Annotated in this window: 12 protein-coding genes; 1 reads left to right on the forward strand and 11 read right to left on the reverse strand. The window is 66.7% G+C overall.

Going from position 1 to position 13,496, the window contains the following annotated elements:
- Positions 1 to 25 precede the first annotated feature (25 nt).
- Positions 26 to 577 carry an anti-virulence regulator CigR family protein gene (locus C9J49_RS14605; protein ID WP_107181999.1) on the reverse strand — a complete coding sequence of 184 codons (552 nt, stop codon included), beginning with the start codon at positions 575 to 577 and terminating at the stop codon, positions 26 to 28.
- Positions 578 to 718: 141 nt separating this feature from the next.
- Positions 719 to 3,091 carry a phosphoenolpyruvate synthase gene (ppsA, locus tag C9J49_RS14610; RefSeq protein WP_107182000.1) on the reverse strand — a complete coding sequence of 791 codons (2,373 nt, stop codon included), beginning with the start codon at positions 3,089 to 3,091 and terminating at the stop codon, positions 719 to 721.
- A gap of 230 nt (positions 3,092 to 3,321) precedes the next feature.
- On the opposite strand from ppsA, the gene C9J49_RS14615 reads away from it, so the two are divergent.
- Positions 3,322 to 4,155, forward strand: a complete 834-nt coding sequence (locus C9J49_RS14615; protein WP_035598661.1) for a pyruvate, water dikinase regulatory protein — start codon at positions 3,322 to 3,324, stop codon at positions 4,153 to 4,155.
- 40 nt (positions 4,156 to 4,195) lie between these two features.
- On the opposite strand, the gene C9J49_RS14620 is transcribed toward C9J49_RS14615, so the two are convergent.
- From C9J49_RS14620 to C9J49_RS14660, 9 genes are all read right to left on the reverse strand, one after another.
- Positions 4,196 to 5,467, reverse strand: a complete 1,272-nt coding sequence (locus tag C9J49_RS14620; RefSeq protein WP_107182001.1) for a CaiB/BaiF CoA-transferase family protein — start codon at positions 5,465 to 5,467, stop codon at positions 4,196 to 4,198.
- Between the two features lie 147 nt (positions 5,468 to 5,614).
- Positions 5,615 to 6,796 carry an acyl-CoA dehydrogenase gene (locus C9J49_RS14625; RefSeq protein ID WP_046080283.1) on the reverse strand — a complete coding sequence of 394 codons (1,182 nt, stop codon included), beginning with the start codon at positions 6,794 to 6,796 and terminating at the stop codon, positions 5,615 to 5,617.
- A gap of 162 nt (positions 6,797 to 6,958) precedes the next feature.
- Positions 6,959 to 8,203 carry a uracil-xanthine permease family protein gene (locus C9J49_RS14630; protein ID WP_107182002.1) on the reverse strand — a complete coding sequence of 415 codons (1,245 nt, stop codon included), beginning with the start codon at positions 8,201 to 8,203 and terminating at the stop codon, positions 6,959 to 6,961.
- Positions 8,204 to 8,473: 270 nt separating this feature from the next.
- Positions 8,474 to 9,103: a uracil phosphoribosyltransferase gene (gene upp / locus C9J49_RS14635; RefSeq protein WP_046080281.1), complete on the reverse strand. Its 630-nt coding sequence runs from the start codon at positions 9,101 to 9,103 to the stop codon at positions 8,474 to 8,476.
- Positions 9,104 to 9,329: 226 nt separating this feature from the next.
- Positions 9,330 to 10,016 (reverse strand): uracil-DNA glycosylase, encoded by a 687-nt coding sequence (ung, locus tag C9J49_RS14640; protein WP_107182003.1) that lies wholly within the window; start codon positions 10,014 to 10,016, stop codon positions 9,330 to 9,332.
- A 3-nt stretch (positions 10,017 to 10,019) separates the two neighbouring features.
- The gene (gene gpt / locus C9J49_RS14645; RefSeq protein WP_107182151.1) at positions 10,020 to 10,499 is read right to left on the reverse strand and encodes a xanthine phosphoribosyltransferase; all 480 of its coding nucleotides are present in this window, start codon (positions 10,497 to 10,499) and stop codon (positions 10,020 to 10,022) included.
- A 4-nt stretch (positions 10,500 to 10,503) separates the two neighbouring features.
- A complete protein-coding gene (locus C9J49_RS14650) occupies positions 10,504 to 11,049 on the reverse strand; it encodes an adenine phosphoribosyltransferase (protein ID WP_016854700.1) in 546 nt (181 codons plus the stop codon).
- Positions 11,050 to 11,070: 21 nt separating this feature from the next.
- On the reverse strand, positions 11,071 to 12,375 hold the full coding sequence (locus C9J49_RS14655) for an NCS2 family permease (RefSeq protein ID WP_035598646.1): 1,305 nt from the start codon (positions 12,373 to 12,375) through the stop codon (positions 11,071 to 11,073).
- 181 nt (positions 12,376 to 12,556) lie between these two features.
- Positions 12,557 to 13,186 carry a riboflavin synthase subunit alpha gene (locus C9J49_RS14660; protein ID WP_107182004.1) on the reverse strand — a complete coding sequence of 210 codons (630 nt, stop codon included), beginning with the start codon at positions 13,184 to 13,186 and terminating at the stop codon, positions 12,557 to 12,559.
- Positions 13,187 to 13,496 lie beyond the last annotated feature (310 nt).

Genomic DNA, 13,496 nt, shown 5'->3' on the forward strand with positions numbered 1-13,496 from the left:
GCCCGGGAAGGCGGCTCTATGCGGATCAGTCGAGCACGTCGCGGATCACGTCGTAGATGATGTCGTTGGTGATATCGACCAGCACCGCATCGACACCGACGCGGCGCCATTCGTAGCCGTCGTAGTGCGGCAGGTCGCGACGGATGTCGTCGTCGAACCGCTTGCCGATGCCGGGAGGCATGGGCTTGCCGCGGGCCAGGTTCTGCCGCACCCCCGGGGGAATCGAGGCGCGATCCTCACGGGCATAGCGATCGCGATGCCCGTAAAAGATATCGCGGATCAGCGCTTCCTCGAGGCTGGGGCCGTCACGGCCATAGCGGTCGCGGTCACGATCCCAGTCCCGATCATCGAAGCGGCGCTCCTCGTGTCGCTCGCGATCCCGGTCGGTCGCGTCCCGGTGCAGCCGTTCCGATGGCCCCTGACTGCCCTGTCCTCCCTGTCCTCCCTGTCCGCCCTTGGCATGCTCCGGCGGTCCGCCGCCGTTGCCGGGATTGGCCAGCGCCGGCAGCGCCACGAGGCCGAGGATCAGGGCGCCGGTCGGCGCCAGGCGATGGAATCGACGTCTCTGTGAGGGCATGACGGGCATTCTTCCTTTGCCTGAGTGATGCCTGCAGTCTAGCCACTCGCGCGCCATCGAGCGTGCAAAGGGCGTGCAGAAACGACGACACCCGGGCCTTGGCCCGGGTGTCGTGATGTCCGACTCAGCGATCTCGGGCGATCAGCCCAGGGTTTCGCCGGCCAGCATGAACCAGGTTTCCAGTACCGCGTCCGGGTTCAGGGACACGGAGTCGATGCCCTGCTCCATCAGCCACTTGGCGAGGTCGGGGTGGTCGGACGGGCCCTGGCCGCAGATGCCCACGTACTTGCCCTGGGTCTTGCAGGCCTGGATGGCCATGGACAGCAGCTTCTTGACCGCCGGATTACGCTCCTCGAAGAGGCCGGCGACGATGCCGGAGTCGCGGTCGAGGCCCAGGGTCAGCTGGGTCAGGTCGTTGGAGCCGATGGAGAAGCCGTCGAAGTACTCGAGGAACTCGTCGGCCAGCAGGGCGTTGGCCGGCAGCTCGCACATCATGATGACCTTGAGGCCGTTGTCGCCGCGCTTCAGGCCGTTGGCGGCCAGCAGGTCGATGACGCCGCTCGCTTCCTCGGTGGTACGCACGAAGGGCACCATGATCTCGACGTTGTCGAGGCCCATCTCGTCGCGCACGCGCTTGATCGCCCGGCACTCCAGCTCGAAGCAGGCCTGGAAGTCCTCGGAGAGGTAGCGCGAGGCGCCGCGGAAGCCGAGCATCGGGTTCTCTTCACCCGGCTCGTAGAGCTTGCCGCCGATCAGGTTCTCGTACTCGTTGGACTTGAAGTCCGAGAGGCGCACGATGACCCGCTGCGGGTAGAAGGAGGCCGCCAGGGTGGAGACGCCTTCGACCAGCTTGTCGACGTAGAAGCTGACCGGGTCGTCGTAGCCGGCGGTACGCACGTCGATGGTCTGCTGCAGATCCGGCGACAGGGTCTCGTAGTCGAGCAGCGCCTTGGGGTGCACGCCGATCATGCGGTTGATGATGAACTCCAGGCGCGCCAGGCCGACACCGGCGTTGGGCAGGCCGGCGAAGCTGAAGGCGCGGTCCGGGTTGCCGACGTTCATCATGATCTTGAACGGGATTTCCGGCATGGCGTCGACGCTGGTGACGTTGCGCTCGAAGGCCAGCTGGCCGTCGTAGACGTGACCGGTGTCGCCCTCGGCGCAGGACACGGTGACCTCGCGGCCGTCCTCGAGCACCTCGGTGGCGTCGCCGCAGCCGACCACGGCCGGGATGCCCAGCTCGCGGGCGATGATCGCCGCGTGGCAGGTACGGCCGCCGCGGTTGGTGACGATGGCCGAGGCGCGCTTCATCACCGGCTCCCAGTCGGGGTCGGTCATGTCGGTGACCAGCACGTCGCCGGCATGGATCTTGTCCATGTCCTCGGGGGTCTCGACGACCTTGACCGCGCCGCTGCCGATGCGCTGACCGATGGCCCGGCCGGTCACCAGAGTGCGGCCTTTTTCCTTGAGCTGGAAACGCTCGAGCTTGCCGCCTTCCTGCTGGGAGACCACGGTTTCGGGGCGCGCCTGGACGATGTAGAGCTTGCCGTCGTCGCCGTCCATGGCCCACTCGATGTCCATCGGGCGGCCGTAGTGCTGCTCGATGATCACCGCCTGGCGAGCCAGTGCCATGACCTGCTCGTCGTCGACGCAGAAGCGCGCGCGGTCGGCCAGCGGGACGTCCACGGTCTCGACCGACTTGCCGGCGCTGGCATCCTCGGTGTAGACCATCTTGATCAGCTTGGAGCCCAGGTTGCGACGCAGCACGGCCGGGCGGCCGGCGGCCAGGGTCGGCTTGTGGACGTAGAACTCGTCGGGGTTCACCGCACCCTGCACCACGGTCTCGCCCAGGCCCCAGGAGGCGGTGACGAAGACCGCATCGCGGTAGCCGGACTCGGTGTCCAGGGTGAACATCACGCCGGAGGCGCCGGTCTCGGAGCGCACCATCTTCTGGATGCCGGCGGACAGCGCCACGTTCTCGTGGGCGTAGCCGCGGTGCACGCGGTAGGAGATGGCGCGGTCGTTGAACAGCGAGGCGAACACCTCGTGCACGGCACGCTTGATGTTGTCGAAGCCTTCGATGTTGAGGAAGGTCTCCTGCTGGCCGGCGAAGGACGCGTCCGGCAGGTCCTCGGCGGTGGCGGAGCTGCGCACCGCGACCTTGAGGTTGGGGTGCATGGCGGCGAGCTTGTCGTAGCTCTCGCGCAGGGCGGCCTCGAAGGTCGGGGGCAGCGGCGTGTCGATCACCCACTGGCGGATCTGGGCACCGACGCGGGCCAGCTCGGCGACGTCATCGACGTCCAGCGTGGACAGCGCCTGGTTGATGCGCTCGTTGAGGCCTTCGTGGGACAGGAACTCGCGGTAGGCGTGGGCGGTGGTAGCGAAACCGCCGGGCACGGTGACGCCGGCCTCGGCCAGGTTGGAGATCATCTCGCCGAGCGAGGCATTCTTGCCGCCGACGCGCTCGACGTCGTTCATGCCCAGCTGATCGAACCACTGAATGTAATCGTCCACGAAACCCCCTTAGGATTGGAAACCGACACCGGAAAGTGCATGACGCAGCGTCATGGGTGGATGCGAACGACTCTATCAACGGCCTTCCATATTCGCCATTGGTCTAACAGCTAAGTCACTGAAGGTTTTTTACAACAATTCGCCGATCCTGGCGTTTCCTGTAGTCGCGCTTGTCTGGCCCCGCGCGAGACTCGACAATGAGGCCATTCTCCCCCGCCCGAGCGAGCCCCATGACACGCACCGCCTTCTTCATTTCCGACGGCACCGGCATCACCGCCGAGAGCCTGGGTCGCAGCCTGCTGGCCCAGTTCGAGAACGTCGAGATCCGCATGCTGACCAAGCCCTACATCGACAGCGTCGAAAAGGCCAAGCGCCTGGTCGAGGTGATCCAGGCCACCGCGGTCAAGGACGGCAACACGCCGATCATCATCGACACCATCGTCGACCAGGACGTGCGCGCCGTGATCCGCGACGCCGAGGGCTTCCAGGTCGACATCTTCTCGACCTTCCTCGAGCCGCTGGAGCAGGAGCTGGCCACCCACTCCTCCTACAGCGTGGGCCGTACCCACGCCATCGGCAGCGACGATGTCTACATGGACCGCATCCAGTCGGTGCACTTCGCCCTGGACAACGACGACGGTGCCCGCACTCACCAGTACGACAAGGCGGACATCATCCTGGTCGGGGTGTCACGCTGCGGCAAGACGCCGAGCTCGCTGTACCTGGCGCTGCAGTTCGGCATCCGCGCCGCCAACTACCCGCTGACCGAAGACGACCAGGACGAGAACGGCAGCCTCAAGCTGCCGCCGGTGCTGGCCAAGCATCGCCACAAGCTGTTCGGCCTGACCATCGATCCGCGCCGGCTGGCGGCGATCCGCCACGAACGACGTCCCAACAGCCGCTACAGCTCCATGGATCAGTGCGTGCAGGAAGTGGCCGAGGCCGAGGCGCTGTATCGTCGCATGCACATCCCCTACATCGATACCACGCGCTTCTCGGTGGAGGAGATCTCGACACGGATGATCGCCGAGACCGGCATCAGCCGACGCTTCTCGCCGCGCTGACCAGGCCTCAGGGAACACCGGGCCCAGGTCACGAAGCGCCTCAACGCACGATATTCAGCCGCCGCAGCCGCGCGATCGCCTCGGCGTCGAGGCCCAGCTCGGCGAGCACGGCATCGCTGTCCTGGCCAAGGCCCGGCGGCGGGCAATCGGAGGTGGCGCTCTCGCCGTCGAAGCGCAGCGGGTTGGCCATCTGCGGCACCGTCCGGCCATCGGCATGCGCCAGGCTGCGGCACAGGCCGCGATGACGCACCTGAGGATCGTCGAAGGCCTCGGTCAGGGTATTGATCGGCCCGGCAGGAACGCCGAGGGCCTCGAGGTCGGCCAGCCAGGCATCGCGCGGCCGGCTCAGGAACACCTCGGCGATCCGCGGGACCAGCGCCTCGCGGTGCGCGACCCGGGCGGCGTTGGTGGCGAAGGCGGGATCGTCGACCCAGTCCGGATGCCCCAGCAACTCGGCCAGGCGCGCGAACTGGGCGTCGTTGCCCACCGTCAGCACCAGGTAGCCGTCGTCGCAGGCGAAGGCCTGATAGGGCACGATGTTGGGGTGGGCGTTGCCGTGGCGGGCGGGATTCTCGCCCGTCACCCGGGCGTTGAGCGCCTGATTGGCCAGGGTCGCCAGCTGGACGTCGAGCAGCGCCACGTCGATATGACGCCCCTCGGAGGGTGATGACCCCTTGCCCTGCTGCCGCTCGTACAGCGCCGCCAGCACGCCGATAGCGGCATAGAGGCCGGTCATCACGTCGGTGATCGCCACCCCGGTCTTCATCGGCATGCCGTCGGGCTCGCCGGTCAGGCTCATCAGCCCGCCCAGGGCCTGGATCATGAAGTCATAGCCGGCGCGATGGGCGTAGGGGCCATCCTGGCCGAAGCCGGTGATCGAGCAGCCGATCAGGCCGGGGTTCACTGCCTTGAGACTCTGATGATCGAGCCCGTAGCGGGCCAGACCGCCGACCTTGAAGTTCTCCAGCACCACGTCGGCGCCGGCGGCGAGCCGACGCACCAGCGCCTGGCCCGCCTCGGTGGCGATATCCACGGCCAGCGACTGCTTGCCGCGATTGGCGCAAAGGTAATAGGCCGCCAGACGCTCGGCGCGCTCTTTGCCGCCCTCTTCGCCATCTCCCCCTCTGCTCCCTTCGCCGCTCACCTCGCTCTCCAGCCAGGGCGGCCCCCAGCCGCGGGTATCGTCGCCGCGCACGGGGTGCTCGATCTTGATCACCCGGGCGCCCAGGTCGGCCAGCAGCTGCCCCGCCCAGGGCCCGGCCAGCACCCGAGACAGGTCCAGCACCACCACGCCTTCCAGCGGTCCGCTCATTGAGTTCCCCCTCCTCTCGGAGCTGCTCCGGCGTCAAGCCATCGAGGAGGCGCTGTGAATACCTCCCTGTACGCTACCGACGCCTTCCTTGGCGTAGGACCTCCTCTCAGGCTTGCCCCCGGCGCTCCTCGCTCGTCGATATAAGCGTTATCCGGTGAAGGCCTGAATGCCGGTCTGCGCCCGGCCGAGTATCAGCGCATGAATATCGTGGGTGCCCTCGTAGGTGTTGACCGCCTCGAGATTCATGACGTGGCGGATCACCGGATACTCGTCGCTGATGCCGTTGCCGCCATGCATGTCCCGCGCCTGCCGAGCGATGTCCAGGGCCTTGCCGCAGTTGTTACGCTTGATCAGCGAGATGGTCTCGGGCACCAGCTGGCCGTCGTCGATCATCCGCCCCACCCGCAGCGCGGCTTGCAGCCCCAGCGCGATCTCGGTCTGCATGTCGGCGAGCTTCTTCTGGATCAGCTGATTGGCGGCCAGGGGGCGACCGAACTGCTGCCGGTCGAGGGTGTACTGACGGGCGGCGTGCCAGCAGGCCTCGGCGGCGCCCATGCTGCCCCAGGCGATGCCGAAGCGGGCACGGTTGAGGCACGAGAAGGGCCCCTTGAGGCCGGTGACGCCGGGCAGACGGGCGTCGTCCGAGACCTCCACGTCCTGCATCACGATCTGACCGGTGGTCGAGGCGCGCAGGCTGAACTTGCCGTCGATCCTGGGGGCCGACAGTCCCGTCATGCCCTGCTCCAGCACGAAACCGCGGATCGTGCCCTCCTCGTCCCGGGCCCAGACCACGAAGACGTCGGCGATCGGCGCGTTGGTGATCCAGGTCTTGGTGCCGCTGAGCCGCCAGCCACCGCCGGTGCGCCGGGCACGGGTCGACATGGCGCCGGGATCGGAGCCGTGATCCGGCTCGGTGAGACCGAAGGCGCCGACCCACTCGCCGCTGGCGAGCTTCGGCAGGTAGCGATCCTTCTGGGCCTCGCTGCCGAAGGCGTGAATCGGGTACATGACCAGGCTCGACTGCACGCTCATGGCGCTGCGATAGCCGGAGTCGACCCGCTCGACCTCGCGGGCGATCAGCCCGTAGCTGACATAGTTCATCCCGGCGCAGCCGAAGCCGTCGATGGTCGCCCCGAGCAGGCCGAGCTCGCCCATCTCGGTCATGATCTCGCGATCGAAGCGCTCCAGGCGGTTGGCCTCGCGCACCCGGGGCAGCAGCTGCTCCTGGCAGTAGTCGTGGGCGGTCTGCTGGGCCAGGCGTTCGTCGCCGTCCAGCTGATCGATGAGGCGGAAGGGGTCATCCCAGGTCATGGGAGTGATCTGGCTCATGGGGGTGCTCCGGTAAATTTCTACATTTTATAAAAATGTAGACCCTAGAAGCCTCCTTGCCAAGCCAGACCAAGGGCGAAGGAATGAGGGGAAAGCAACGAGAGAAGCAAGACGCAAAGGGAGGCCGGCCGCCGGCGCCGCGACAGCGCCGGCGGCGAGGCCTTATTCCTCTTCGGCGCGCGGCAGGATGGCGTTGAGTAGGATACCCACCAGCGCGGCGAGACCGACGCCCTGCAGCGTGAACTGGCCACCGCCGAGCTGCATGCCGCCGATGCCGAAGACCAGGATCAGCGACACCACCACCAGGTTGCGCGGTGCGGTCAGCGGCTTGCCGGCGCGCACCAGGGTGTTCATGCCGACCACCGCGATGGAGCCGAACAGCAGGGTCATGATGCCGCCCATCACCGGGCCGGGAATGGTCTGCAGCACGGCACCGAGTTTGCCGAGGAAGGACAGCAGCACGGCGATCACCGCGGTGACCACCATGATCCGCGGATTGAAGGCGCGAGTCAGGGTTACGGCACCGGTGACCTCGGAGTAGGTGGTGTTGGGCGGGCCGCCGAACAGCGAAGCCGTGCAGGTCGCCAGACCGTCGCCCAGCAGGGTGCGGTGCAGGCCGGGCTTGTCCAGGTAGTTGCGACGCGTCACCGAGCCGATGGCGATCATGTCACCGATGTGCTCCACCGCCGGGGCGATGGCCACCGGAATCATGAACAGCACCGCCGCCCAGTGGAAGCTCGGCGCCACGAACTCGGGCATCGCCAGCCAGGCCGCCTCACGCACCGGCGTGTAGTCGACCACGCCCATCAGCGCGGCCAGCACATAGCCGGTGACGATGCCGCCGAGGATCGGGATCAGGCGGATCAGGCCGCGGCCGAACACCGCCAGCACCAGGGTCACCAGCAGGCTGGCCATGGACAGCACCATCGCTCGGCCGTAGCCGATGGCATCGCTGGTGCCGCCGGTGGCCATGTCCACCGCGACCGGCGCCAGGGCCAGGCCGATCACCATGATCACCGGGCCCACCACCACCGGCGGCAACAGGTGATGCAGCCAGACGGTGCCCTTGAGGCGCACGATCTGAGAGATCACCACGTAGACCACACCGGCGGCCAGCAGCCCGCCGAGGGTCGCGGACACGCCGAAGCTCGCCACCGAGCCCTGGATCGGCGCGATGAAGGCGAAGGACGAGGCCAGAAACACCGGCACGCTGTTGCGGGTCACGGCGTGGAACACCAGGGTGCCGATGCCGGCGGTGAACAGCGCCACGTTGGGATCGAGACCGGTCAGCAGCGGCACCAGCACCAGCGAGCCGAAGGCCACGAACAGCATCTGGGCGCCGACGATCAGCGTACGCAGCGGGGATTCGACCGTCGGGGCGGTCGAGGAAGCGGTACTTTCCGTCATCCGAAATCTCCGTAAGAGCCAGGCAGAAAAACGCCCCAGAAGAAGGGGCGTCAAAGCAAAGAATCTATTGTTGAGCGGGCACCACGGCGAGCGACGACCGGCTAGCCTCGTTCCCGACGAGGGCTACGCATTTCCCACAGTCCCTGTGGGTCACAAGGCAAGAAGCGAGGAAAGAGCGGAGTTTACTGAAGTAAATGAGCATCTTGATCGGACTCGCGTGCGAGGCGCTTCTTGTCAATGGTTCGAGCGCAGCCAGGTGCCGGTCAACAATCAGCGGGTGCCGAAGATCTTGTCCCCGGCATCCCCCAGCCCGGGGACGATGTAGCCGTGCTCGTCCAGGCGCTCATCCACCGCGGCGGTGTAGATCTCGATGTCCGGGTAGGATGCCTGCACGCGCTCGATGCCCTCGGGCGAGGCCACCAGCACGATCACCTTCATGTGCTGGCAGCCGCGCTCGCGCAGCATGTCCAGCGTCGCGACCATGGTGCCGCCGGTGGCCAGCATCGGATCGATGACGATGGCCATGCGCTCGTCCATCTCGCCGGCGAACTTGGAGAAGTACGGCACCGGCTCGAGGGTCTCCTCGTCGCGGTAGAGGCCGACCACGCTGATCCGCGCGCTGGGAATCAGATCGGTGACGCCGTCGAGCATGCCGAGACCGGCACGCAGGATCGGCACGATAGTGGTCTTCTTGCCCTTGAGCTGCTGGACGGGAATCTTGTTGCCGCTCCAGCCGTCGAGCTCGGTGGTTTCCAGCTCCAGATCCTGGGTCGCCTCGTAGGTCAGCAGCTTGGCCACCTCGCCGGCCAGTTCTCGGAAACTCTTGGTGCTGATACCGGCCTCGCGCATCAGTCCCAGCTTGTGCTGGACCAGGGGATGCTGGATGGCATGGACACTCATGGGGCGGACCTCTTCGGGCGTGGGGATTCGTCGGCAAGCTTAGTCGCACACGGGGCGTGCGCAAAATCGCGCGCCATTCTACCCGCAAGCCGGCCCAAGGTTAAGGCGACCGTTGACAGCGGAACGACACGACTCGATCGTCGTGGAACAGGCGTTGAACGACGCGAAATCAGCGACGGAAACGGCCGTTCCCGGGCGAGTCGCCACTCCCGGGAACGGCGGTCCGTCACTCCGGCGTGGCCGGCAGCTGCCAGTCGACCGGCTCACGGCCGTGCTCGGCGAGGAAGGCATTGGCTCGCGAGAAGTGGTGGTTACCGAAGAAGCCGCGGTGCGCCGACAGCGGCGACGGGTGCGGCGACTCCAGCACCAGATGGCGCGAGGTGTCGATCAACGCCTTCTTCTGGCGCGCGTGGCTACCCCACAGCAGGAAGACCGTGGGCTCGGCGTGCTCGCTGACCGTGGCGATGGCGCGATCGGTGAACGTCTCCCAGCCCTTGCCGCGATGGGAGCCGGCGTTGCCCTGCTCCACCGTCAGCGAGGTGTTCAGCAGCAGCACGCCCTGGCGCGCCCAGTGCTCCAGGTTGCCGTGGTCGACGGGCACGAAGTCGACGTCGGTGGCCAGCTCCTTGTAGACGTTGACCAGCGACGGCGGAATGCGTACCCCGGGACGCACCGAGAAGCACAGGCCGTGGGCCTGGCCCGGCCCGTGGTAAGGGTCCTGGCCGAGGATCACCACCTTGACCCGATCCAGTGGCGTCAGCTCGAAGGCGCGAAACCAGTCGGAGGAATGCGGGTAGATGACCTTGCGGGCGGCCTTCTCGGCCGCCAGGAAGTCACGCAGCGCCTGCATGTAGGGCGCGGCGAACTCGTCGCCGAGCCAGCGCTGCCAGCTGTCGGGTAACGGGCTATTCATGCGTCAGCGCTTGATCCGGTCGGCCAGGGGTTCGACATAGGTCACCCCCATGTCCCAGGGGAACTGGATCCAGCAGTCCTGGGCCACCTCGGTGAGGTACTGGTCAACCAGCGGGCGCCCCTCCGGCTTGGCATAGACGGTGACGAAGTGTGCGCGAGGCAGCATCTCGCGTACCTTGCGCGCCGTCTTGCCGGTATCGACGAGATCGTCCACCAGCAGCCAGCCGTCGCCGTCGTGGTCGACGCCCTTAATCACCTCGAGCGCCCCCTGGTCCTGCCCCTCGTAGCTCTTGATACAGACGGTGTCGATCAGTCGCACATTGAGCTCGCGGGCGATCAGCGCCGCCGGAATCAGGCCGCCGCGGGTGATGGCGACGATGCCCTGGAAGTCGCGCTCGACCAGTCGATGGCAAAGCTCGCGCACGTCCCGGTGCAGCTGGTCCCAGGACACGGTGAAGTGCTGGTGATAGCGATGACTCATGATGGCGTCACTCGTCCTCGGTGAAGGAACAGACCGCGAAGACGTTGAAACCGGCCTCGCGAATACGATCGGCGCCACCCAGGTCCGGGAGGTCGACGATGGTGGACGTCTCCACCACATGGCCGCCGCTGCGGGTGATCAGCTTGGCCGCGGCCAGCATGGTGCCACCGGTGGCGATCAGGTCGTCGACCACCAGGATGCGGTCGCCCTCGCGGAAGGCGTCGCTGTGCAGCTCGACCTCGGCTTCGCCGTATTCCAGCGTATAGGTCTCGCTGATGGTCTTGAACGGCAGCTTGCCCTTCTTGCGCACCGGCACGAAGCTGCAGCCCAGCTCGTAGGCCAGCGGCGCGCCGACGATGAAGCCGCGCGCGTCGATGGCGGCGATGGCGTCGAGCTCCAGGTCCTGGTAGCGGTGCACGAAGCTGTCGATCAGCTTGCGGAAGGCCGAGCTGTTCTGCAGCAGCGGCGTGATGTCACGGAAGTTGACGCCCGGCTGCGGCCAGTCGGGTACGGTGCGGATGACGGACTTGATGTAGTCGCCGTAGATGCTCATCACGATTCTCGTCGGTCGGTGTCAGTCGAGGAACAGCAGCTTGGCGCTGAAGACCAGCGCCAGCACCACCACGGCCGGATTCAGGTCGCGGAAGCGACCGGACAGGGCCTTGATGGCGGCGTAGCTGACGAAGCCCAGGGCGATGCCCTCGGCAATGGAAAAGGTCAGCGGCATGGCGAGTGCCGCAATCAGCACCGGCGCCGCCTCGGTGGCGTCGTTCCAGTCGGCGTGGGCCAGGCTGCCCGCCATCAGCACCGCCACGTAGAGCAGCGCGCCGGCGGTGGCGAAGGCCGGGATGGAGCCCGCCAGCGGCGAGAAGAACAGGCTGATCAAGAACAGCACGCCGACCACCACGGCGGTCAGGCCGGTGCGTCCGCCGGAGATGATGCCGGCGGTGGACTCGATGTAGCTGGTGGTGGTCGAGGTACCGAGCGCGGCACCGGCCATGGAGGCGCCGCTGTCGGCCATCATGGCGCGGCCGATACGCGGCAGCTTGCCGTCCTTGTCGAGCAGGCCGCCCCGATGGGCGACGCCGATCAGGGTGCCGGAGGTGTCGAACAGGTCGACGAACAGGAAGGCGAACACCACGCTGAGCATGGCCACATCCAGGGCACCGGCCAGGTCGAGCTGCATCAGGGTCGGCGCGATGGAGGGCGGCATGGAGACGATGCCGCCGAACTCGTTATGGCCGAGCAGCATCGACAGCGCGGTGATGCCGAGGATGCCGATCATCACCGCGCCGGTGACGCGCAGGTGTGCCAGCGCCGTGATCACGAAGAAGCCGAGCAGCGCGTAGAGCGCCGCGGGCTCGGACAGATCGCCGAGAGCCACGTAGGTTGCCTCGTTGGCCACCACGATGCCGGAATTCTGCAGCGCGATCATGGCCAGGAACAGGCCGATACCGGCGGCGATCCCCAGGCGCAGCGACATGGGAATCGAGTTGATGATCCACTCGCGGATGCGGAACACGCTAAGCAGGAAGAAGGTGAAACCGGACAGGAAGACCGCGCCCAGCGCCGCTTCCCAGCTGTAGCCCATCCCCATCACCACGCCATAGGTGAAGAAGGCGTTGAGACCCATGCCGGGCGCCAGGGCGATGGGATAGTTGGCCCACAGCCCCATGATGAGACAGCCCACCGCGGAGGCCAGACAGGTGGCCACGAACACCGCACCGTAGTCCATGCCGGATTCGGAGAGGATGCTCGGATTGACGAAGATGATGTAGGCCATCGTCAGGAAGGTGGTGATCCCGGCGATGATCTCGGTCTTTGCGTTCGTGCCGTGTTCGGCGAGCTTGAAGTGACGTTCGATCAGGCTTTTCTGCATGGAGAATTCGTCCTGTGCGGCGCTTGGCGTCCTGCTGGGTGCGAGAAAAGCCGCACATGGTAGCGGATGGCGTCCCGGGAATCGAGGCGCCATCCGCTACCGGCGATGCGGCACGGCTTCCTGATATATAAGGGATGCTTGGAACGCTGGCCAGCGGACTGGCCAACGCACGCTGAACGCCTCAGGCGTCGCGAGAGGCCATCACCCGCTCCACCGTCTCGACGATGGCCTGGGTCTGGGGATCGATCTCGATGTTGACGCGGTCGCCCGGCACCCGGTCGGCAAGCACGGTGCGCGCCAGGGTCTCGGGGATCAGATCGACGCAGAAGCGCGGGGCGTGCTCGGCAGTGGCCGGCCGCGCCTCGCCGATGGTCAGGCTGGCGCCGTCGACGCCGATGTAGCCCTTGTCGAACACGAAGCGGCCCAGAGACTCCGGCAGCTCGAACCACAGCCGGCGGTTGTTGGGCGCCTCGTCGAGGGACACCAGCTCGGCGGTGGCGATCACGTGGCCTGACATGGCGTGGCCGCCGATCTCGTCACCGAAGCGCGCCGCGCGCTCGACGTTGACCCGGTCGCCGACGGCCAGCTCGCCGAGGTTGGTGACGCGCAGCGTCTCGCGCATCAGGTCGAAGCTGACGCGCTCGCCCTCGATCTCGGTGACGGTCAGGCAGACCCCGTTGTGGGCCACCGAGGCGCCGATCTCGAGCCCCTCGCCCAGCGCCCCCGGCAGGCGCACTACATGAGTGCGGAAGGCTTCCGCCTCCTCGATGGCCACTACCTCGGCGATGCCCTGCACGATGCCTGTGAACATGTGCTGATCTTCCTCTCGTGTCATGCCGCCCGGACGGGCGCAAAGACGATCAGTGTAGGGAAAGGCAACACCTGGCGTCCATGGCGGCACCGGTGAGGCGCGGGAGCGACCGGATGCCCCTCCCTGCCCCTTACGCCAGACGTTTTTCCTGTCTCAGGCGTTTTTCTGGGTATTCTCACCATCAGCCCGGCTAGCGAACACCAACTTGGACCAAATGGTTTGACATACGCCCGTTCGAACCCTAGGATACGCGCACATTTTGACGGCGCCGATTTGGACCCGGATTGCGGGCGCCGCTGACGCATGGTTT

The sequence above is a fragment of the Halomonas sp. SL1 genome, assembly GCF_003030865.2.
Lineage (GTDB): Bacteria > Pseudomonadota > Gammaproteobacteria > Pseudomonadales > Halomonadaceae > Halomonas > Halomonas halophila.